General features: G+C 63.0%; 18 protein-coding genes. 9 read left to right on the forward strand and 9 right to left on the reverse strand.

Annotated elements, in window-relative coordinates; genetic code table 11:
• Positions 1 to 67 precede the first annotated feature (67 nt).
• Both ACZ5J0_RS15345 and ACZ5J0_RS15350 read left to right on the forward strand, forming a co-directional pair.
• The gene (locus ACZ5J0_RS15345; protein WP_464093453.1) at positions 68 to 577 is read left to right on the forward strand and encodes a histidine kinase; all 510 of its coding nucleotides are present in this window, start codon (positions 68 to 70) and stop codon (positions 575 to 577) included.
• Positions 577 to 1,440, forward strand: coding sequence for a DUF4097 family beta strand repeat-containing protein (locus ACZ5J0_RS15350; protein ID WP_464093454.1), 864 nt, complete (start codon positions 577 to 579; stop codon positions 1,438 to 1,440). Before ACZ5J0_RS15345 ends, ACZ5J0_RS15350 begins: the two co-directional genes overlap by 1 nt.
• On the opposite strand, the gene ACZ5J0_RS15355 is transcribed toward ACZ5J0_RS15350, so the two are convergent.
• From ACZ5J0_RS15355 to ACZ5J0_RS15365, 3 genes are read right to left on the reverse strand one after another with little or no spacing between them, the layout of a single operon-like run.
• Positions 1,427 to 2,299 carry a metal ABC transporter permease gene (locus tag ACZ5J0_RS15355; RefSeq protein ID WP_250820021.1) on the reverse strand — a complete coding sequence of 291 codons (873 nt, stop codon included), beginning with the start codon at positions 2,297 to 2,299 and terminating at the stop codon, positions 1,427 to 1,429. The genes ACZ5J0_RS15350 and ACZ5J0_RS15355 overlap by 14 nt on opposite strands.
• A gap of 3 nt (positions 2,300 to 2,302) precedes the next feature.
• The gene (locus ACZ5J0_RS15360; protein WP_464093455.1) at positions 2,303 to 3,037 is read right to left on the reverse strand and encodes a metal ABC transporter ATP-binding protein; all 735 of its coding nucleotides are present in this window, start codon (positions 3,035 to 3,037) and stop codon (positions 2,303 to 2,305) included.
• Positions 3,034 to 3,978 (reverse strand): metal ABC transporter substrate-binding protein, encoded by a 945-nt coding sequence (locus tag ACZ5J0_RS15365; protein WP_464093456.1) that lies wholly within the window; start codon positions 3,976 to 3,978, stop codon positions 3,034 to 3,036. Before ACZ5J0_RS15365 ends, ACZ5J0_RS15360 begins: the two co-directional genes overlap by 4 nt.
• Before the next feature lie 51 nt (positions 3,979 to 4,029).
• Here ACZ5J0_RS15365 and ACZ5J0_RS15370 point away from each other — a divergent pair, with 51 nt between their 5' ends.
• The 5 genes from ACZ5J0_RS15370 (at position 4,030) to ACZ5J0_RS15390 (ending at position 8,329) form a co-directional block, all read left to right on the forward strand.
• The gene (locus ACZ5J0_RS15370) at positions 4,030 to 4,758 is read left to right on the forward strand and encodes a CPBP family intramembrane glutamic endopeptidase (RefSeq protein WP_166841784.1); all 729 of its coding nucleotides are present in this window, start codon (positions 4,030 to 4,032) and stop codon (positions 4,756 to 4,758) included.
• A 71-nt stretch (positions 4,759 to 4,829) separates the two neighbouring features.
• On the forward strand, positions 4,830 to 5,267 hold the full coding sequence (locus tag ACZ5J0_RS15375; RefSeq protein ID WP_464093457.1) for a VOC family protein: 438 nt from the start codon (positions 4,830 to 4,832) through the stop codon (positions 5,265 to 5,267).
• A 21-nt stretch (positions 5,268 to 5,288) separates the two neighbouring features.
• Entirely contained in the window at positions 5,289 to 6,239 is a 951-nt protein-coding gene (locus ACZ5J0_RS15380) for a 1,4-dihydroxy-2-naphthoyl-CoA synthase (protein WP_223940822.1), read from the forward strand.
• An 8-nt stretch (positions 6,240 to 6,247) separates the two neighbouring features.
• Complete coding sequence (locus tag ACZ5J0_RS15385; RefSeq protein ID WP_464093458.1) at positions 6,248 to 7,387, forward strand: AMP-binding protein; 1,140 nt, start codon at positions 6,248 to 6,250, stop codon at positions 7,385 to 7,387.
• 60 nt (positions 7,388 to 7,447) lie between these two features.
• On the forward strand, positions 7,448 to 8,329 hold the full coding sequence (locus ACZ5J0_RS15390; protein ID WP_142938108.1) for a 1,4-dihydroxy-2-naphthoate polyprenyltransferase: 882 nt from the start codon (positions 7,448 to 7,450) through the stop codon (positions 8,327 to 8,329).
• A 73-nt stretch (positions 8,330 to 8,402) separates the two neighbouring features.
• On the opposite strand, the gene ACZ5J0_RS15395 is transcribed toward ACZ5J0_RS15390, so the two are convergent.
• On the reverse strand, positions 8,403 to 8,711 hold the full coding sequence (locus tag ACZ5J0_RS15395) for a DUF4229 domain-containing protein (protein WP_464093459.1): 309 nt from the start codon (positions 8,709 to 8,711) through the stop codon (positions 8,403 to 8,405).
• Between the two features lie 90 nt (positions 8,712 to 8,801).
• On the opposite strand from ACZ5J0_RS15395, the gene ACZ5J0_RS15400 reads away from it, so the two are divergent.
• Together ACZ5J0_RS15400 and ACZ5J0_RS15405 are read left to right on the forward strand one after the other, a co-directional pair.
• On the forward strand, positions 8,802 to 9,242 hold the full coding sequence (locus ACZ5J0_RS15400) for a PLD nuclease N-terminal domain-containing protein (protein WP_464093460.1): 441 nt from the start codon (positions 8,802 to 8,804) through the stop codon (positions 9,240 to 9,242).
• Between the two features lie 5 nt (positions 9,243 to 9,247).
• Positions 9,248 to 9,850, forward strand: a complete 603-nt coding sequence (locus tag ACZ5J0_RS15405; protein WP_142938105.1) for a hypothetical protein — start codon at positions 9,248 to 9,250, stop codon at positions 9,848 to 9,850.
• On the opposite strand, the gene ACZ5J0_RS15410 is transcribed toward ACZ5J0_RS15405, so the two are convergent.
• The 5 genes from ACZ5J0_RS15410 to ACZ5J0_RS15430 form a co-directional block, all read right to left on the reverse strand.
• Complete coding sequence (locus ACZ5J0_RS15410; protein ID WP_142938104.1) at positions 9,847 to 11,322, reverse strand: dynamin family protein; 1,476 nt, start codon at positions 11,320 to 11,322, stop codon at positions 9,847 to 9,849. The two genes, ACZ5J0_RS15405 and ACZ5J0_RS15410, sit on opposite strands and share 4 nt — an antisense overlap.
• Positions 11,319 to 13,220: a dynamin family protein gene (locus tag ACZ5J0_RS15415; RefSeq protein ID WP_464093461.1), complete on the reverse strand. Its 1,902-nt coding sequence runs from the start codon at positions 13,218 to 13,220 to the stop codon at positions 11,319 to 11,321. Before ACZ5J0_RS15415 ends, ACZ5J0_RS15410 begins: the two co-directional genes overlap by 4 nt.
• Positions 13,221 to 13,369: 149 nt before the next feature.
• On the reverse strand, positions 13,370 to 14,764 hold the full coding sequence (locus ACZ5J0_RS15420) for an IniB N-terminal domain-containing protein (RefSeq protein ID WP_464093462.1): 1,395 nt from the start codon (positions 14,762 to 14,764) through the stop codon (positions 13,370 to 13,372).
• 172 nt (positions 14,765 to 14,936) lie between these two features.
• Complete coding sequence (locus ACZ5J0_RS15425; RefSeq protein WP_250820029.1) at positions 14,937 to 16,829, reverse strand: LuxR C-terminal-related transcriptional regulator; 1,893 nt, start codon at positions 16,827 to 16,829, stop codon at positions 14,937 to 14,939.
• Between the two features lie 3 nt (positions 16,830 to 16,832).
• On the reverse strand, positions 16,833 to 18,965 hold the full coding sequence (locus tag ACZ5J0_RS15430) for an Hsp70 family protein (protein WP_464093463.1): 2,133 nt from the start codon (positions 18,963 to 18,965) through the stop codon (positions 16,833 to 16,835).
• Positions 18,966 to 19,014 lie beyond the last annotated feature (49 nt).

The raw sequence follows: 19,014 nt of genomic DNA on the forward strand, positions 1-19,014 counted from the left end.
CACCCCTTGGCGTCAGTTGTTCCGAAATACCATTGTGATGACACCAAAATGGCGTCAAAATGGTGTCATGCAGCTAAACCAGTACATCACGGCGGTGCAGCACCAGCTGGAGACCGCTGCCGAGGCTGGCGGCCCGGAGGCTCGCGCCCTCAGCGAACGCCTCACTGCCGCGGTCGAATCCACGGTCCGTCTGGTCCTCCTGGAGGCCCTCTCTGATGCCGCCAGCGAGATTACCTTGGAGCTCGCTCCCGGGTCCGTGGAAGTCAGGCTCCGGGGGCGTGACCCGGAATTCGTGGTCACAAATCCGCACGGCGGGGACTTCGAGGCCATGATCGAACAAACCATCCAAGGCACCATGGCACCGGAAGACTTCGATGGCACCAGTACCTCGCGCACCACGCTCCGGCTTCCGGATCAGCTCAAGCAACAAGTTGAAGAGGCGGCCGGCCGGGACAGCCTCTCCGTGAACTCCTGGCTGGTCCGCACCATCGCCGAAGCGTTGAACGGCGGCAACGCGCCCAGGAAAGGCACACGCCGCGAACCCGGCGAGCAAAACTTCACAGGATGGGCCCGCTAATGGCAACCTTCCAGACCCCGCAGCCAATCGCCGTCGTCATTGACGTCTCCGTCCGCGGCGATATCCAGGTGGTAGCCCAAGATCGCCACGACACCGAGGTGACGGTCCAACCCCGCAAGGCCACACGAAACCTGGACGTCAAAATGGCCGAGCAGACCACCGTGGACTACTCCGACGGCCGCCTGCAGGTAAGGCTTCACCCATCGTTCCGCCATAGCTGGTTCAGCGACGGCGGCGCTGTAGAGATCACGGTGGAGGTTCCTACCGGCAGCAGCCTGGAGCTGAAGTCAGCCATGGGAGACCTCAGCTGTGACGGCGAATTCGGCGCAGCCGACCTCAGGACCGATATGGGCCACATCCGCGTTGATCACTGCGGCGAGCTGAGGGCACATACGGACATGGGAGACATCACGGTGGAGCGGGCTGTGGGCCGGTGCCGGATCAAGACGGGCTCAGGAAAAATCCGCATCCACCACCTGGACGGAGTTGCCACCGTCAAGAACGGCAATGGCAACACGTACATCGCCCACGCCTCCGGAGAACTCAGCGTCAGCGCAGCCAATGGCGACATTTCGCTGGAACGGGCCGGCCTTTCCACCACCGTCAAAACATCCAGCGGCGATGTCACCGTGGGCGAAGTGGCCGCCGGCAGCCTCACAGTTCAGACTGCTGCCGGCACGCTGGCCGTGGGTGTGTCTGAAGGCACTGCCGCGTGGCTCGACCTCAGCACCAAATACGGACGTGTGCGCAATGCCCTCAAAGCTACCAACGGACCGGGCGACACCGTGGACAGAGTGGAGATCCGCGCCCGCAACGCCTATGGCGATATCGCGGTGATGCGGTCCCCTGTCAGCGCGCGGTAGCTGTGGCGAGGGCCCGCTTCCTGCGGGCTTTGGCCAGTCGCGTACCGATCAGTCCCTGCCGCGGGCTGAACAGATACACAAAGCCGAACACCACTCCCTGGGTAAGGACCACCATGGCCCCGGAAGCCGTGTCCAGATAGTAGCTGAGGTAGATGCCGGCCACGGAGCACACCACTGAAATGACGGGGGCAATCACCAGCATCCGGGCGAACCGGTCGGTCAGCAGGTACGCGGTGGCACCCGGGATGATCAGCATGGCCACCACCAGCACCACGCCCACGGTCTGCAGTGCAACCACGGAGGTCAGCGCCAGCAGGCCCAAGAGCAGTGCCCCGAGCCTTTTGGGTGACAGACCAATCGCGTGGGCGTGCGTAGGGTCAAAGGCGTAGAGCGTGAGGTCACGGCGTTTGAGGATCAGGATCGCGAAGGCCACCACACCCAGAACCACCACCTGGATGAGGTCCGGAACACTGACACCCAGGAGGTTGCCGAAGATGATGTGGTTCAGGTCGGTCTGGCTCGGGGTCACTGAGATCAGCACCAGGCCCAGTGCGAACAGCGACGTGAACACAATGCCGATCGCCGCATCTTCCTTCACACGGCTGGTATTGCGCACCACGCCGATCAATGTCACCGCGATCAGCGCGAACACCAAGGCACCCAACGCAAATGGCGCACCCACAATGTAGGCGAGGACGACGCCGGGAAGCACCGCATGCGAGACGGCGTCGCCCATGAGGGACCAGCCGATCAGGACGAGCCAGCAACTCAGGACCGCGCAGACCACGGCGGCAATTGCTGTGGTTGCCAGGGCCCGGACCATGAAGTCGTAGCTGAGGGGTTCCAGCAGGAATTCCATGGCCTAGCCCCTGTTCATGACGTCGAGGCCGAAGGCCATGGCAAGGTTCTCCGGTTGGAGGACGGTGTCCGGGCTTCCATGCATGAGCACCTTGCGCATCAGCAGCACGGCTTCGTCACAGAGTTGGGGCAGGGCGTGAAGGTCGTGGGTGGAGATGAGGATGGTGGCGCCGTTATCAGCCAACTCCCGGAGCAGCCTGGTGATGGTGGCCTCGGACCGTTTATCCACGCCCGCGAACGGCTCGTCCAAAAGCATCATGGTGGCGCCTTGAGCGATGCCCCGGGCAACGAAGGCACGCTTCTTCTGCCCGCCGGACAGCTGCCCGATTTGCCGGTCCGCATATTCGCTCAGCTCTACACGCTCCAAAGCATGTTCGACGGCGTCCCGGTCGGCTTTACGGGGCCGGCGCGTGAATCCCAAGTGCCCGTAACGGCCCATCATCACCACATCCCGGACGGACAGGGGAAATGCCCAGTCCACGTCTTCACTTTGGGGAACGTAGCCGATCCCCGCGTCCTTGCGCATTTTCACCGGGGGTTGACCGTTGATGAGCACCCTGCCGGAATCCGGTTTGACCATGCCCATGATGACTTTGAACAGAGTGGACTTGCCGGAGCCATTCATGCCCACCAATCCGCAGATCCGTGAATGCTCCAAGGAAAGCGACGCGGAGTCCAGGGCTAGAACTTCACCGTAATGGACCGTGACGTCCTCAACCGCAATGGCGGTTGTGCTCATGACGTTCCTCCTGTCAGTGCCGTGGTGATGACTTTGGCGTCGTGGCGCATGAGGTCCAGGTACGTGGGAACAGGCCCGTCCGCTTCAGAGAGGGAATCAACGTAGAGCACCCCGCCGAACTTGGCATCGGTGGCTCCGACAACCTGTTGCATGGGGGCGTCGGACACCGTGGATTCACAGAACACGGCCGGAACCTGGTTCTCCTTGACGAATTCGATGGCCCGCGTGATCTGCTGTGGCGTGGCCTGCTGCTCTGCGTTCACGGCCCAGATGTAGACCTCTTTGAGGCCGGCATCACGGGCCAGATATGAGAATGCGCCTTCACAGGTGACCAGGGCCCTCTGTTTTTCCGAAAGTACGGACAGTTTGGACACCATTTCGTCCTGCACGGCCTGAAGTTGGGTGTTGTAGGCCTTCGCGTTGGCTTCGAACTCGGCGGCGTGGGACGGGTCCAGCTTGGCGAAAGCCTTGGCCATGTTGTTGGCGTAGATCTGAACGTTCTTGGGCGACATCCATGCGTGGGGGTTCGGCTTGCCCTGGTAGGAGTCCTCGGCAATGGGCATGACCTCCACGCCATCGCTGACTACTACGTGCGGCACATCAAGGTCTTCGACGAACTGGGCGAACCAGGCTTCGAGATTCAGCCCGTTGTCAAGGATGAGGTCGGCTTGGGCGGCTTTCCGAATATCGCCTGGCGTCGGTTCATAGCCGTGGATTTCAGCTCCGGCTTTGGTGATGGACTCTACGCGCAGTTTGTCTCCTGCAACGTTTTTTGCAACGTCCGCCAGCACGGTGAACGTTGTGAGCACCACCGGTTTGTCATCGCTTCCGGCCGAGGAATTCCCACCGCAGGCGGAGACCCCCAGGGCAAGTGCGATTGCGGTCAGGGCAGCAGCGAAACGGCGGACATCTTTGGCGCGCCGAAACGGAAAGTTAGGCATACCGAAAATTGTAGCGACGCATGGGCCGCCCGGCAAAGCTAGGCTGGTCATATGGGCACTCTTTCCACCAAGGCACCTGAGTTCAAGTTCACTGCCTTGGACGGCCTCGCTGTTGCCGTCTACGTAGGCTTCACGGCCTACTTCCTGCTGGCCGGAGAGACGCTCAACCTCCTGATGCTGCAGCTTTTCGCGAACCCGGCTACAGCGTCGTTTGCCGTCAACGCAATCTTTTATGCCGGCGTCGGAATATTCTCCGTGGCATCGGCCTGGCGCGTAGCCGGGCGCGACCTCAAAATCCTGGGGACCCGTCCATGGTTCACGCTGGGCATGGTGCCGCTGGCCATCGTGGTGATGCTGATCCTTACAGCCCTGCTGGTGGCGGCCTTCGGAGGCGTTCAAAGCTCTGAAAACCAACTGGGCATCCAGGGCATGCTGCAACAGGTCCCCGCGTGGTTGATGGTGCCACTATTGGTGATCCTGGGCCCGTTCGTGGAGGAATACCTCTTCCGTCACCTCCTGATCGGCAAGTTGTCGCAGTACCTGAACATCTGGATCTGCTGCGTGATCTCCGTAGTGGTTTTCGCATCCATCCACGTGGTGGGCCGCGAAGGGCTTGCTTTGCCCGCGTTGGCACCGTACTTGGGGATGGCCGTGGTGCTGGTGGGGGTCTATGTGTGGACGGGGAAAAACCTGATGTTCTCCTACTTTGTGCACGCCGCCAAGAACCTCATGGCCGTTGTCCTGATCTACGCTGTTCCCCCCGAACTCCTACCCAACTGAGTCGGGAACCCGGACGGAAGGTGACCGCAAGGCCCTACCCGGTCACCCGCAGTCGGGAATAGCTTGAGGGCATGACACTGAACATTCAGGTAGTAGTCGATTGCAAGAAGCCGCACGAGCTTGCCGATTGGTGGGCCGAAACCCTCGAATGGACGGTAGAGCCCCAGGACGAGGCGTTCATCCGGTCCATGATCGAGCAGGGTTACGCAACCGAGGATCAGACCATCACCCACAACGGCAAACTGGTGTGGGCAGAAGGCTGCGCAATTGTCCCGGCGGAAGACAAAGACCCGACGACCGGCCGGCGGATCCTTTTCCAAGCCGATCCCAACCAAAAGTCCGTCAAAAACCGCGTCCATTGGGACGTCCGCCTGGACGGCCGTGACAAGGACGACGTGCGTAAACAGCTGGAAGCACGCGGTGCCAAACACTTATGGACCGCCAACCAAGGACCCCACGAATGGCACACCATGGCCGACCCCGAGGGCAACGAGTTCTGCATCAGCTAAGGCCATTACTAGACTCAGGGTGTGAACAACCAACTCCCTGCCAAGGTTTCCGACGTCTTTGACCCCTCACGCTGGCGCACCGTTTCCGGCTTCGACGACTTCAAAGACATGACCTATCACCGGCAGGTTGAGCGTTCAACGGACGGCTCCGTCAAGGACCTCCCCACGGTCCGCATCGCCTTCAACCGCCCCGAGGTCCGTAACGCGTTCCGCCCGGGCACCGTGGACGAGCTCTACCGCGCCATGGACCATGCCCGCATGACACCCGACGTCGCCACCGTCCTGCTCACGGGTAACGGCCCCTCGGAGAAAGACGGCGGCCACTCGTTCTGCTCCGGCGGAGACCAGCGGATCCGCGGCAGGGACGGGTACCGCTATGCCGAAGGGGATACCCAGGAGACCATAGACCCCGCCCGGGCCGGCCGCCTCCACATTCTGGAAGTCCAGCGCCTCATGCGCACCATGCCCAAGGTTGTCATCGCCGTCGTGAACGGTTGGGCGGCCGGTGGCGGCCACTCTTTGCACGTGGTCAGCGACCTCACCATCGCCTCGCGCGAGCACGGCAAGTTCAAGCAGACCGACGCCACCGTGGGAAGTTTCGACGCCGGATACGGCTCTGCGCTGCTGGCCCGCCAAATCGGTCAGAAGGCCGCGCGGGAGATCTTCTTCCTGGCCCGCGAATACTCTGCCGAAGACATGGTCCGGATGGGCGCTGTCAACGAGGCCGTGGATCATGAACGGCTGGAAGAAGTGGCCCTGGAATACGCCGCGGACATCGCCCGCCAATCTCCGCAGGCCATTCGCATGCTCAAGTTTGCCTTCAACCTGGCAGACGACGGCCTCGCCGGGCAGCAGGTATTTGCCGGCGAAGCCACCCGCCTCGCGTACATGACGGACGAGGCCGTGGAGGGCAAAGAAGCGTTCCTCCAGAAGCGCGATCCCGACTGGTCCAACTTCCCTTACTACTTCTAGGACACCCGGTGGACATCGATCCCATACTCAAAGCCCTGATGGCCGCCCTCCACGGCGAGGGCCCCGCCATCGAAATCGTCGTGGACGAACTCGGCGAGCCGCAAGCGGTTCCGGTAGAGACCGGCGTCGAAGAGGCAGCCGTTGTGGTCCGCACCTCCGGCTCCACGGGGACGCCCAAAGCCACCGTTCTGACCATTGACGCCCTGGCTGCGTCCTCCGTGTCCACAGCCATGGCCCTGCGCGGCGAAGGCCAGTGGCTGCTGGCCCTCCCCCTGCAGTATGTGGCCGGGGTTCAGGTGCTGGTCCGTTCGCTGTATGCGGGCACGCGCCCGTGGGTCATGGACCAGTCCAGTGGCTTCACGCCTGAGGCCTTCACAGCAGCGGCCGAGGAACTCACGGACAAGATCCGTTTTACCTCCCTGGTGCCCACGCAGCTCCAGCGGCTGCTGGACTCCCCCGTGCCGGAAACCCTCGCCGTGCTGCGCCGCTTCAACGCGATTCTGCTGGGCGGCGCACCCGCTTCGGCTGAACTCCTCAGCACTGCCCGGGAGCAGGGACTCAAGGTGGTGACCACCTACGGCTCAGCCGAGACTTGCGGGGGGTGCGTATACGACGGCGAGCCGCTGGACGGCGTCGAGGTCCGCATCGGCCAGGGCGAACTGGAAGGCCGCATCCTGCTGGGTGGCGACACCGTGGCGGCAGGCTATATGGATGCTGCCCGGGCTTCAAAGGCTGCGTTCTTCGAGGAAGACGGGACCCGCTGGTACATCACCGGGGATCTTGGGGAACTGTCCGACGACGGCAAGCTTACGGTTCTGGGCCGCGCCGATGACGTGATCATCACCGGCGGCGTCAAAGCCTCCGCCGCATACATCCAAGGCAAGTTGGAAGAGCTCGACGGCGTCACCGCGGCTTTCGTGACCGGCGTCCCGTCGCGCGAATGGGGCCAGGCCGTGGCAGCCTACGTTGCCGTGACCGATCCCTCGCCCGAAGGCGTGAAGGGATTCACCGCCCGACGCGAAGAGGCACTGGGCGTCCTTGCACCCAAGACGGTGCTGGCCGAGAAGGAACTGCCGATGCTTCCCAACGGAAAACCGGACCGCATGGCCATGATTGACCTGCTTTCCAATCTGCATCAGGGACAATAGACACGTTCTTCCTCCCGAGCCTGACTCAAGATCAACCGCGAAATACACGAGGTACTACACGTGGCGACAGCTGCACAATGGATTCAAGGAGCCCGGCTCCGCACACTGCCCGCGGCGATTGCGCCGGTCCTCATCGGTTCGGCAGCGGCGTACGAGCTCCAGGCTTTCCGGCTGCCGAACGCGATCCTGGCGGCACTTGTGGCTCTCTTGCTTCAAATCGGAGTCAACTACGCCAACGACTACTCGGACGGGATCCGCGGGACGGACGAGGACCGGGTGGGTCCTCTTCGCTTGGTGGGTTCCGGCGCAGCCAAACCGGAACAGGTGAAATGGGCAGCCTTCGCGCTCTTCGGGGCGGCGATGATCTGCGGCCTGATCCTGGTGATCATTACCCAGACGTGGTGGCTGATCCTGGTGGGCATTGGCTGCGTCCTGGCAGCTTGGGGATACACCGGCGGGAAGAACCCCTACGGGTACCTGGGCTTGGGTGACGTCTTTGTCTTCGTGTTCTTCGGTCTTGTGGCCACCCTTGGCACCACCTACACCCAGGCCGGGCAGGTCAGCCTCGCCGCGGTGATTGGTGCGATCGGCACCGGGCTCATTGCCTGCGCATTGCTGATGGCCAACAACGTGAGGGACATCCCCACGGATGCGGCAGCAGGAAAGCGCACCCTTGCTGTGCGGCTTGGTGACAGGCATGCCCGTGAAAGCTACGTCCTGATGCTGGCCGTCGCCATTCTGCTGGTGATCGTGCTGGCACCCACCAAACCGTGGATGCTCATTGTCCTGCTGCTGATCCCCGCGTGCCTCATGCCTGCCTGGCTGATGGTGAACGGCAAGAAGCGCAAGAGCCTCATCCCGGTCCTCAAGCAGACCGGCATGATCAACCTCGGCTACAGCCTGCTGTTCTCGCTGGGGCTGATCCTAAGCCGCGGCTTCTAAACCTTTATACGAGTTTTTGTACAGCTAACGCCCCCATGAAGCTCTCTTAGGGGCGTTAGCTGTACAAAAACTTCTAGACAGTGCCCGGGCGTTTGTCGTTGTTAACGGCGATGTCCGGGTTTTTCTCTACCAAGCCGTCCTCGGCTGCGGCGTCTTCAACCTCACCCGCAGTGCGAATCGGCTTGGCCCGCCCGGAGAAACGTTCACGCATGGCCGCAGTGGCGGCGTCGCGCTGTTTTTGGAAGAAGAGGTAGCTGATGGCGAAGGCAATCAGACCGGCGAACACCACAGCCAGGATCCAACCAACCCCCAAAAAGGCGAACAACACGAACAACGGCACGAACAGTGCCAGGCGGATGAGGGAATACTTCAGGAAAGCCACCGTCCAAGTTTAGCCGCCCGGATGGTTGCACTCTGATCACAGCCGCAAGAGGGCGTCCAGTGATTGGCTTCCGGCGACTAGACTTGGTGCATGCTCCGGGTTGTAGGCGTCGTCATTGTATTGGTCATCTTTGTCTATGCCTTGGTGGACGTCATCCGCACCGACGGCCACCAGACACGCGGGATCTCCAAACCCGCGTGGATCATTGTGATGATCGTCCTCCCGCTGCTGGGCGCGATCCTCTGGTTCATTTTCGGCCGCCCTTACAACAAACCCAAAGCCGCACCGGTTCGACGCCAGCCCACAGCTCCGGATGACGACCCCGAATTCCTCCGCAACCTGGAAACCGGCCGCCGTAACCAGGCTGAAGACGATCGCCTGAAAAAGCTCAAAGCGGACTTGGAAGCCAAGGAACGCGATCTTGGCGAGAAGCCCGGCGATGGCAGCGGCGACGCCAAAAACAACGGATTCAAACCCGGCGATGCCAAGCGTACCGAGCCGGATCCGCATGATACGGACGAGCTGAAGTAGGGAACATGGCCCAGCAACCTGATGGATCACGGCAGACACCTTCCTCCACGCCATCAGTCAGCGGGCCCGCGTCACCCTCCGCACCACCGCCGCGCCCCGGCATTTCACTTTCCACGCCCCCGCCCATAGCAGCGGTGGTCAAACCTCCCGCACTAGCGCGATGGTCGCGCTCACTATGGGTGGCCAGCTTCGTGGCGGGGATAGCCGTGGTGGCCACAGGCTTTCTGGGCCGTGATTCCCACTTCGAACGCTTGAAGGGGGTCATCGGAGGCATGGTTCCCGAGGGCGACGCCAATGCAGTGGAGGGGGCCACTGCGGTGGTGTTCCTGGGAAGCCTCGCCATGCTGGCCCTGGTGGTGGCCATGGAAGCGACCCTGCTGGCGGCCCTGTTTAGACGCCGCATCTGGGCGCGCTGGGCCTTGGCCCCGCTGGTCCTCCTGCACGCTGTGGTCACCGTCATCACCGCCGACTTCGTGGTGGCGCCCGGAGCCGATGGCGTCCTGACAACTGTGCTCTTGGCGGCCCAATTCATCCTGGCCGCTGCTGGCCTGATCCTGCTGTTTCTCCCATCCACCACCAGCTGGCTGCTGAGCGAACGGTTTTCTTAGCGAACGGCCGGAATTGCGGCCAACATCCCTTCGCAACTGCGCAGGACTACGCGGCATGCGTCCAGTGCGGCCGGCTCAGTGAGCGGGTTTTCCGCGATTAACCGCCAACGGTTAAAGGCGTTCCGTGCCGCCTCACTGATCTGCTCCGGGGTTGCCCCGGGATCCAAGCCCAACCTCAGCTGGGGGGTACTGCCGTGGCCGCCTACCAACTGCTCGGCTTCCGCAGACAACTCCGGGGTCAGGCTTAGTCCCGTCGTTCGCAGCGTCCCTAGGAGTTTCAACTCCCGGAACTCGTGCGCGCCAGCCTGCAGCCTCTCCAAGCCGGCTTCCAGCGGAAGCACGGTATCCCGCGGTGAACCGCGCAGCAAAGCTTCCAAACCCACGACGGCGGCACGAGTCTTGAGTGCGTCCGCCCGGGTTTGGAACAAAGAGGCGATATTCTGAAGCAACTGGCCAAGTCCGCTGCGCCGTGCCAACTCATGGGCTAGTTCCGTGGGGTTGCTGATTCCGCCCCGGATCAGTGCAACACCAAGGCGAATGCCGAAAAGGCCGAATCTTTGCACGAGGAACGCTTTGGCTTCCGGTGTCAGCTCAGCGGGTTCGCTGGCCCGGACAAAGAGGTCCGCTGATAGCATCAGCCTTTCCCGCTGGTTCCTGTCCATCAGCGCCAACACCTGCATGGCTTCAAAATCCGTTTGGCGCATGGTCCGCGAGCTTTGCGCAAGCAGCCCGGCAACCGGCACGACGCCCAGCGCAAGCGGCCTAAGGTTCTGGTCCCTGCTGTATCTATCAGCGATCACCGCGGCGGAGATGAGGGAGTCGATTCTTCCCGCACCGATCTCGTCGGCCCGGGACAGGACCGCCAACGCATTGACAGTCCCGGATTGACCCGCGGCGGTGTCCTTAAAGGACTCGAGGAACCTGACATCGGAGGCATGAAGATGCCGCATGAGATAGATGACAGCATCGGCAGCCATGGGGGCGTCCTCGGGTAGGAGGAATTCTGCGGAGCGCCCTGACACATCCCGTGACAAAGAGGCGATCCCCGGGGTATCGATCAGCGTCAGCTCCCTCAGGCTCGCTGCCGGCCAATCCACCACCAAGCGTTCCACGTCCTCAGGCCGGACATCGCCCAAGCTGAAGATCAAACGGCCATCCTCACGGGTAACCGGGAGCGCAAGCGGCTCCCCGATGATGGGATGAAGCGTAATCCTGGGAGTATGCCCGTACCGGTACCAGGTGACGATTCGGGTGCATTCCCCGGCATCGGTGGGCGCGATTTCTTCCCCGATGATCGCATTGAGAAGAGTGGATTTGCCGGCCTTGACCATGCCGGCCACGGCTACCCGCAACGGCCCTTCCAGCCTGCCCTCGAGCTCCTCCACCACTGCCAGAGCCGCTGCGTCGTGCTGGAAAGCCTCCCTTGCTTGCCGGAGCAGGTCAGAGGCTCCGGCGATGCCCGAGTCCATCATCCTGCCGGGACCGCCGACGTTGACGTGGTGGATTGGGGCAGGTTGTTGGCCTGGGCGGTTGCGGGTGGCTCTTGGTGCAGTTGATGCGCGGCCTTCGCCAGGGCGTCCACTGCTGTGAGCTGGTTCCGTATCTCTTTGATTCTCATGTCCCGCTCAACCGCGTACGTGGCTGCCGCTTTCTGTGCGGCCGCAACGGATTCTGTCAGGGAACGGTGGTGCTCTTCGGCGATCTCCGTGAAATGGTCGCGTGTGGCACGCTGGACCAGCCGCAGCCTGTCTTTGAGCTGCTTGCCCACTTGGAACACAACATCATCAACGTGCTTCCGTACCAGCACCTTCGCTTCGGACTGGCGTTGTTTCAGGCGCGCTTCTTTGTCTTCCCTATAGGCTTTCCGTCCCAGCATCAGGCCGGCCCCAACCGATAGCGGATTGATAAGGGCCATCCCAAAGATGCCCGTCAGGAGGCCGAACATCAGTACGCCTCCGTAGGACCCGCGCATCCCGATCAGCACTTTCTGCAGCGGCCCGAGCCTGCCATCCTGCATCTCCTGGATGTCGGCTACAGGGTCCAGTACGCCGCCGGTGTCTGCCACTTTCAAGGCGGGGAGGGCCACCACTTCCTCTGAGAAGTGCTCCGCCACCTGGGTGGCCAACCATTGCGCACGTTCGCTGGTCCACACGAAGGTATCTGAAACCGCCGCTGCCGTGCTCTGTTCCAGCCATTGCGTGAACTGCTCCCACGCGGGTCCAGGGTCCCCTTGATCAATGGCAGTTTCGGCCTCGCGTTGTATCCGGCGGAGCCTGTCCCTCAAGTCGTACTCCAGGTCGGCGATCAGGTCACCAATGCCGTCATTGAGGGTGATCTGCCAACGGGCGGAGCGTTTGCGCAGCGAGTCCGCGTCCTCCTTCGCCGCGTTCAGGCCAGCGATCATTTGTGGTGTTCCTGCCGGGTTTTCCAAGGCTTCAAGTTCCGACTGCAAAGCCAGCCGAAGGTTTTCGGTGACAGACAAAAGGTCGTTGCTGACGGATCTGCGTTGCATCCTGGCCGCCCCGCCCACAATGTTGTTCCGCAAATGGCCGATCAGCGCGGGAAATCCTGATTCGGCGTTCAATTCCTGGTCCTGCAGCCGCGCCGCATGGAGCCGCAACTCCGAGGACACTGGAAAGAGTGGAATATCGGGCCCGACGCTGGCCAGGTGTCTTTGATCCAGCTCAGCGATTTGGCGCCAACTGGGATAAAGATCTGTCTTGGACAACACACACAGGACGTTCGGGCTGATGCGCATCGCTTGACTCAGGAACCGCATCTCCGGTTCGGTGTATTCCTGCGATGCATCGGAGACGAACACCATGGCGTGGGCCGATGGCAAGGCAGTCAACGTGGTCAGTGTGTGTGTTGAGCCCAGTCCGCCAACGCCAGGGGAATCGACGATCGTCAGTCCACCGCTCAGCAGCTTCCGGGGCAGTGACACTTCTGCGGCCACGATGTTCTTCGCGTTGCCCGGATTACCTTTCTCTGAGACGTATTCCGCGAGTTGATCCAGGTGGACGGGTTGCCTTTCCAAGCCGTTTTCGCGTTTTCCGGCATCTCCTTCGGCCTCCGGTCCGCTGCTTTGTTGGGCGGGAACGAGAACGACCGCCGACGCCGGGTCCCCGTGCCGCACAACTGTTGGGACGGCGGTGGCAATGTCGTCATCCACCGGGCAGACAGGTGCGTTCACCAGCGCGTTGATGAGCTGGCTCTTCCCTTGTTTGAACTCGCCCACCACGATCACACGGACACTGGGATCGCTGAGGCGGGTGAGGGTATTTTCCAGACGACGCCGGAGGTCGTTCCGGTCCCCTGCCAGCGCCATGCCCTGTTCCACCAAGATGGTCATGCGTCCTGTTTCCGTCACCGTCTGTCCTTTGTCCCTTGTTTTCCAGCGCCGCTCCAGTGAAGAGGCCACGAAGTGCCCGGCAAACGTTATGGCGTCTGCCGGGCACTGCTGGGGTTTTCGTAAATGTTGTGTCAAAAATTCTTTACGACGTTTGGACCTTCCTGGTGCTAGTCGATTTCCACATCGTTCTTGGCGACGACGATCGAATCATCAATGTCGTTGTATTCAACCTCAACGTCGAGTTCGTTGTCGGCGATGACGGTGTTGTCCTCGACGTTGGTGTATTCGAGTTCCAGCTCGTTGTCCTGGATGACCGTGGAGTCGTAGTTGACCTGCACGTCCTCGACGTCGATGTCGGTGGAGTTATCAACTTCCAGCTCGTTGTCCTGTACAACGATGGATTCGTTGATGAGCTGAACGTCTTCGACGTCCACATCCGTGGAGTTGTCGTTGAACGAATCGGTGACGTTCACGGAGTTGTCCGTGACGGAGTTGTCGGAATTATCCGAGTTGTCCGAGTTGTCAGAGTTGTCGTTGAACGAATCCGAGACGTTGACCGAGTTATCCGAGTTGTCCACGGAGTTGTCCGTGTTGAACGAGTCCTCGATGTCCACATCAACATCAACATCGGTGTTGTAGGAGTCCTTGGTCACCGAATGATCGGAGTTGTCGTTGAACGAATCCTTGACCTCAATGTCCGTGTTGCCTACTTCAACATCTCCGTCGCCGGACTCCGTAATGTTCACCGAGTTATCCGTTGAATGGTCATCGGTGGTGGTAGTGGTTGTAGTCGTGGTGGTGTTGCCCGAATTGCTGACGTCGTCGCCGGCAGCAATAGCGCCGTCGCCGGAGGCCACCACAGCGTCCTGGTTGAAGAGTTGCGTGACATCGCCGTCGGCCCAGATGTTCTGGTTCACCGACTGGTCAGTGATGGTGTCGCGGTCGTCGATGGTGGTGGTGTAGGAGTAATTGTTCACCACGTGGACCAGCTGCTGAACGGCATGTGCGTGGTCGTCCCAGTCGCCGCCACCGTGACCGCCGCCGTCGTGGCCACCGTGGTCGCCGCCCCCGCCACCACCGTGGCCGCCATGTCCGTGATCGTCGTCGTCGTGTCCACCCCAGCCGCCGCCACCGCCGCCGCCACCGTGGCCGCCGCCGTCGTGGCCACCGTGACCGCCGCCGTCGTGTCCACCCCAGCCGCCGCCACCGCCGCCACCACCGTGGCCGCCATGTCCGTGATCGTCGTCATCATGGTCCGGGCGTCCGCCGCCGCCGCCGCCGTGGGGGTGATCATCGTCGTCGCGGCCACCCCAGGCACCCCCGCCACCGGTGGAAGCGTGATTGCCGCCAGTGTTGTATTCGCGGTCGAAAGAGGAACGGGCGTTGATGGGTGCATAGTCCAGGACAACCGGACGAACGGCGTCGACGTCGGCCGAGGAGACGTCACGCAAACCCGCTGCAGCGAGCGCAGCTTCCGGATCACGGACGAACTCTTCAGCGGCATCTGGATCATTGAACAGGCTCATCAGGAACTGCACGAGCTGTTGTGCGAGTGTAGGCATTGGAGTGCTCCCTCAAATTCTGTGGTGTGTGGTTGGCCCGGCGCCTTTGCCGGGCTTGAATTCAACGTATTGCCGGGCCGGGGGTCCGGGCATCGGGGGTGGTCCCCCTACCCAGTCACCCACCGTTAGGGGATGGCGGGGTTTCCCGTTAGGGGGTGAAGGGGTATGCCGCCTACGGAGGCGGGTACCCCTCCCCCAACGCCAGCCGTAGGCGGACCAAGAGCTCCGAACGGTTTTCCGCTCCCAGACGTCGCCGCATACGTGCCACGTGATGCTCCGCCGTGCGGGGAGAGATATAGATGGCCTCACCGATCTCCCGGTAGGTCTTGCCTTCAAGGATGAGTCGGCCCACTTCACGTTCCCGGGCGCTGAGCCCTGAGGTGTCGGGAGTTCCGGGACCACCATTGCCAAAGTCCATGACGGGTTGAGCTGTAGCGCTAGAGCGCGCGTCCTCTGGCCGTTGGGCCGCCCCGGCAGGCGGTGCTGCACTTTGGGGATGAATATCCCTGGCGCACGCCAGTAGTTTCACCATGTCTCGTCGCTCATCCGCGTGCGCGGCGGCGTGGCCCGCCAAGCGCGCGCCCTCCCAAGGCATCCCGACGGCGGCCAACCCACGGGCCGCTGTTTCGACGTCGGACGCTTCAAATCGGCCTGCCAGGACGGAGACCCACGCCTTGCCGCCTGTGGCGAGCACGGACGCCAGATGGCTGTGTTCAGAGGCGCGCACGAGTGCTGCAGCGTGTGGTGCCAGTCCGGCGGGGTCTTCGCTGAGCAAAGCCGCCTGCACCGCCGCCCAGTGCAATGGAACGGACCACAAGGGCGGTTTGCCCAGCCTGCCCAGCAGCTCCCAGGCGTTGTCCAGGTAATGGCCAACCCTCCTTGATTCCCGAAGCCGGGCCGCGGTGATCATGAGTTCGCCCCACGGCAGGAGGCTGAAGAGATCCACGGACACATGCATCATCGCTTCGCGGGCTCTCTCCCAGGCAAGCACGAGCTCGTGCATGTCACTGCCGCGCCGGGCAAGGCCCACCTCCAGTGCCGCAAGCAAGAACCCATCCCTTGGTGCCAAGGACCAATGGTTGGCCTTGAGGGCCTCGTTGATGGCCAGGATGGCGTCATCGGCGTTGTCCTGTTGCATGGAGGACCACGCCCGCAACAGGAACAGCCGTGGTCGCGCTGCATCGCCCCCTTGACCAGCCGCCAGCGCTGCTTTGAGCACTGTGTCCGCCACCTCCGGCTCCCCGCTGTGGAGGGCGCATAAGGCTGCCAAGGCTCCGGGTGTTTCCGGAAGGGGGATGGTTGTGCCTGCCGCGTTCATCATGTCCGAGGCCCGGATGAGCTCAGGCAGTGCCAGTTCCGGGGCCGGCCCCAAGGTTCGGCGGAGACCCTCCTGGGTCAGTGACAAGGCCACTGCCAGGAGCGTCGGAGAACCGCTCGGCGGAGCAGCTGCCAGAAACTCTTCGGCGGCCGCGGCATTTCCCGTCCCGATCATGGCCACAGCAGCAAGGGGTGCCGAACCATCGATCCTGTTCGGCCCAAGCCAGCTGTAAGTATCGGCGCTCCGGGACAGCATTCCGCGCTGCGCCCAGACCGCCGAGGCTACGTCTACTCCCAGTCGCAGGTCCGGTGCCTTGGGCACCGCCAGGAGTCTGTCCGCGATTCTGCCTGCAGCATCCAAATCACCAGTCGCGGCAGCAGCCTGGGCGCGTCTTGCGGCCTTGGCGGCCTCGTCACCCCCGGCCAAAAGAGCTTCGGCGTAGAGCTCTGCAGCCAGCCGCGGGTCATTTTCCAGCGCTTCATCTGCGCAGCGTTCGAGCTCAGCCACCACGCGGGGATCCTTGAAACCCGTCCGCGCAAGGTCACGGGCCAGTTCCCCCAAGTGCTGGCCGTCCTGAATGGTCTTGTCCACCAGCTCTTTTTGCATTGCACGGGTGCGGGCAGGTGGAGTTTCCTTCAGCAAGGCATACCGTGCCGTTGCTGCATCCCAGGTATCGGTTGTCTCTGTGAGGGGGTGATCTTCTGCGCCGGGACCATAGTGGCCGGGCATATGGTCATGTCCCGTCATGGGTTAGACCGCCGAGAGCAGCGCTGGATCCGCAGCGGGGCTGGTTTCCGTTGGTAACGGAGCCGGGTCAGGGACGGCCGGCGGTGTGGTCTCTTGCGGCAGTATTGGTTCCTGTGCCGGGGGTGGAGGGTCTTGGACCACCGTCGGCTCGGGCGCCGGCACGGTCGGTTCCGGCGTTGGGGGTGGAGTCACTGGGTCCGCGGGAGTACTCGGAGGTGTTGTCGGTTCTGTTACCGGTGGGGTGGTGGGCTCGGTCGTTGGCGGTGTTGTGGTCGGTGGCGGAGTCGGTCCGCTGGCGGCACCTCCTGTGGGATCAGGTGCAGGGGTCGCTGGCGGGGTCTGGGTACCTGGAGCCTGGGTACCCGGGGCCTGGGTACCCGGCGTCTGAGTACCCGGAGCCGGTGCAGCCGGTGGGGTGGACGCCCCCGGCGCAACCGGTGGGGTGGTGCCGGCCGCGCCGGTTCCCGTCCCGGCAGTGGTTCCGGAGCCGGACCCGGCGCTTCCTGTACCACCGGTGCCCGCGCTGGTTGACCCGGGGTTCGTACCCTGAGTGTTTGCACCTTTGGCTGGCGCCTTTCCGTTGGATCCAGCCCTCGTGACGCCCGCCTTGGCGCTCGCTTCGAGACCGCCCGCCAGTCCTCCGACAACCGGGATCGAACCCCCTGCGCCTCCAGCGCCGTTGCCTTGGGCGCCGGGAGCCTGTGCCCCGGCTGCCTGAGCACCGCCGTCGCGCATGACATCCGCTGCCTGATTGCCGAACATGGTGGCCAGCAGTCCTGAGCCTACGGGGCTTTGGGCCGCCGTGGCAGTCGCGATGGTCAGCGCGGTAGCGGCCGCAGCGGCTGCTGCCGCCATCCGCACGCGGGGCCGCGGGGCATGCCGGCCTGGTGTGGTCACACTGGATTTGGGGTGGTTGAATGCCGGAGCCCTGCCCGGGACGTGCGGCCTCCGCATCGCAGCCGCCGCGCTTGTTTTTACAGGCCCGGATGGCAAGGCTGCAGCGGCCGGAGCTGAAGCGGCCGTGGCCGAGGCTGCCGCGGCATCCACTGCGTCCGCCCCCTGCGAGAGCAGGCCAGCGACAGCAGCGCCACGGCAGATAGACGATTTGGGATCGGCGTCAACGGCGATTGGACGGTCAAGTTCCACGGAAATCAGCTCTGCCACGAGTGGAATCCGGGAAGACCCGCCGATGAGCAGCACTGCGCTGAGATCCTGGGCTTGGAGGTTGATGGTTCTCAGGCTGCGTTGGAGGGCGTCCACGGTATCCCTGACAGGGGCCTCGATCATCGCCTCGAATTCGGAGCGGACCAGCCGCACCGACGTCTGGGTTCCGGGCAGGGATACGGCCACGCTGGCTTCGCTGTCCAGTGAGAGTGCCTCCTTGGCTTCCCGGCACTCCCGCCTCAACCGCGCCAGTGCAGCCAAGGTCTCGGGAGAGGCCGGGTCCATGGCCGGGCCGTCGCCAAGGTGACCCATGACGTGGCGCAGGACGGCGGCGTCGAAATCGGCGCCGCCCAGAGTTTCAATGCCGTCCGGACGGCCCAATAGCTCAAAGTTGCCCGCTCCGGCTTTGCGAAGGATTGCGGTGTCGAACGTACCGCCGCCGAGGTCGTACACCGCGATGATGCTGCCGTCCTCCACGCGCGTTTGGGAGGCGTAGTGCAGCGCAGCCGCTTCCGGCTCGCTGATCAGGGTGATGTCCTGCAGGCCTGCCATGGTGAGCGCTGCCAGGACCAGTGAGGTGCGGTGCTGACCCCACGCTGCAGGGTGGGTCATGATGATCGACGTCGGCGCGGTGCCCTCGCGCTCTTGGGCCTTATCCACCACCCATCGGGCCATGGTGGCGTACACGTCCTCTGGTGCCAGCCAGCTTTCGCCCACAGCGAGGGGAACGGAGTCACCTATGCGGCGCTTGAACTCCCGCACCATGCGTTGGGGGTCGTCCAGACCGCGACGTTCGGCGGCTTCTCCTACCAGCACCCGGCCGTCGCCGGCATAAAACAGCACCGAGGGCACGGCACTGCCATGCAATCCCAACGAGAGAATTTCAGGGGTTGGAGTGGGTCCTTGGCAGGGCTTGACAAGGGCTGCGGCGGTAAAACTTGTTCCGACATCGATGGCGAGAACATAGCTCATGGTTACCTCGAAAAGGTCACGGCGCGTCGCTAGCGGGCTGCATCACAAG

The sequence above is a fragment of the Arthrobacter sp. DualSoilB13 genome, from assembly GCF_055389195.1.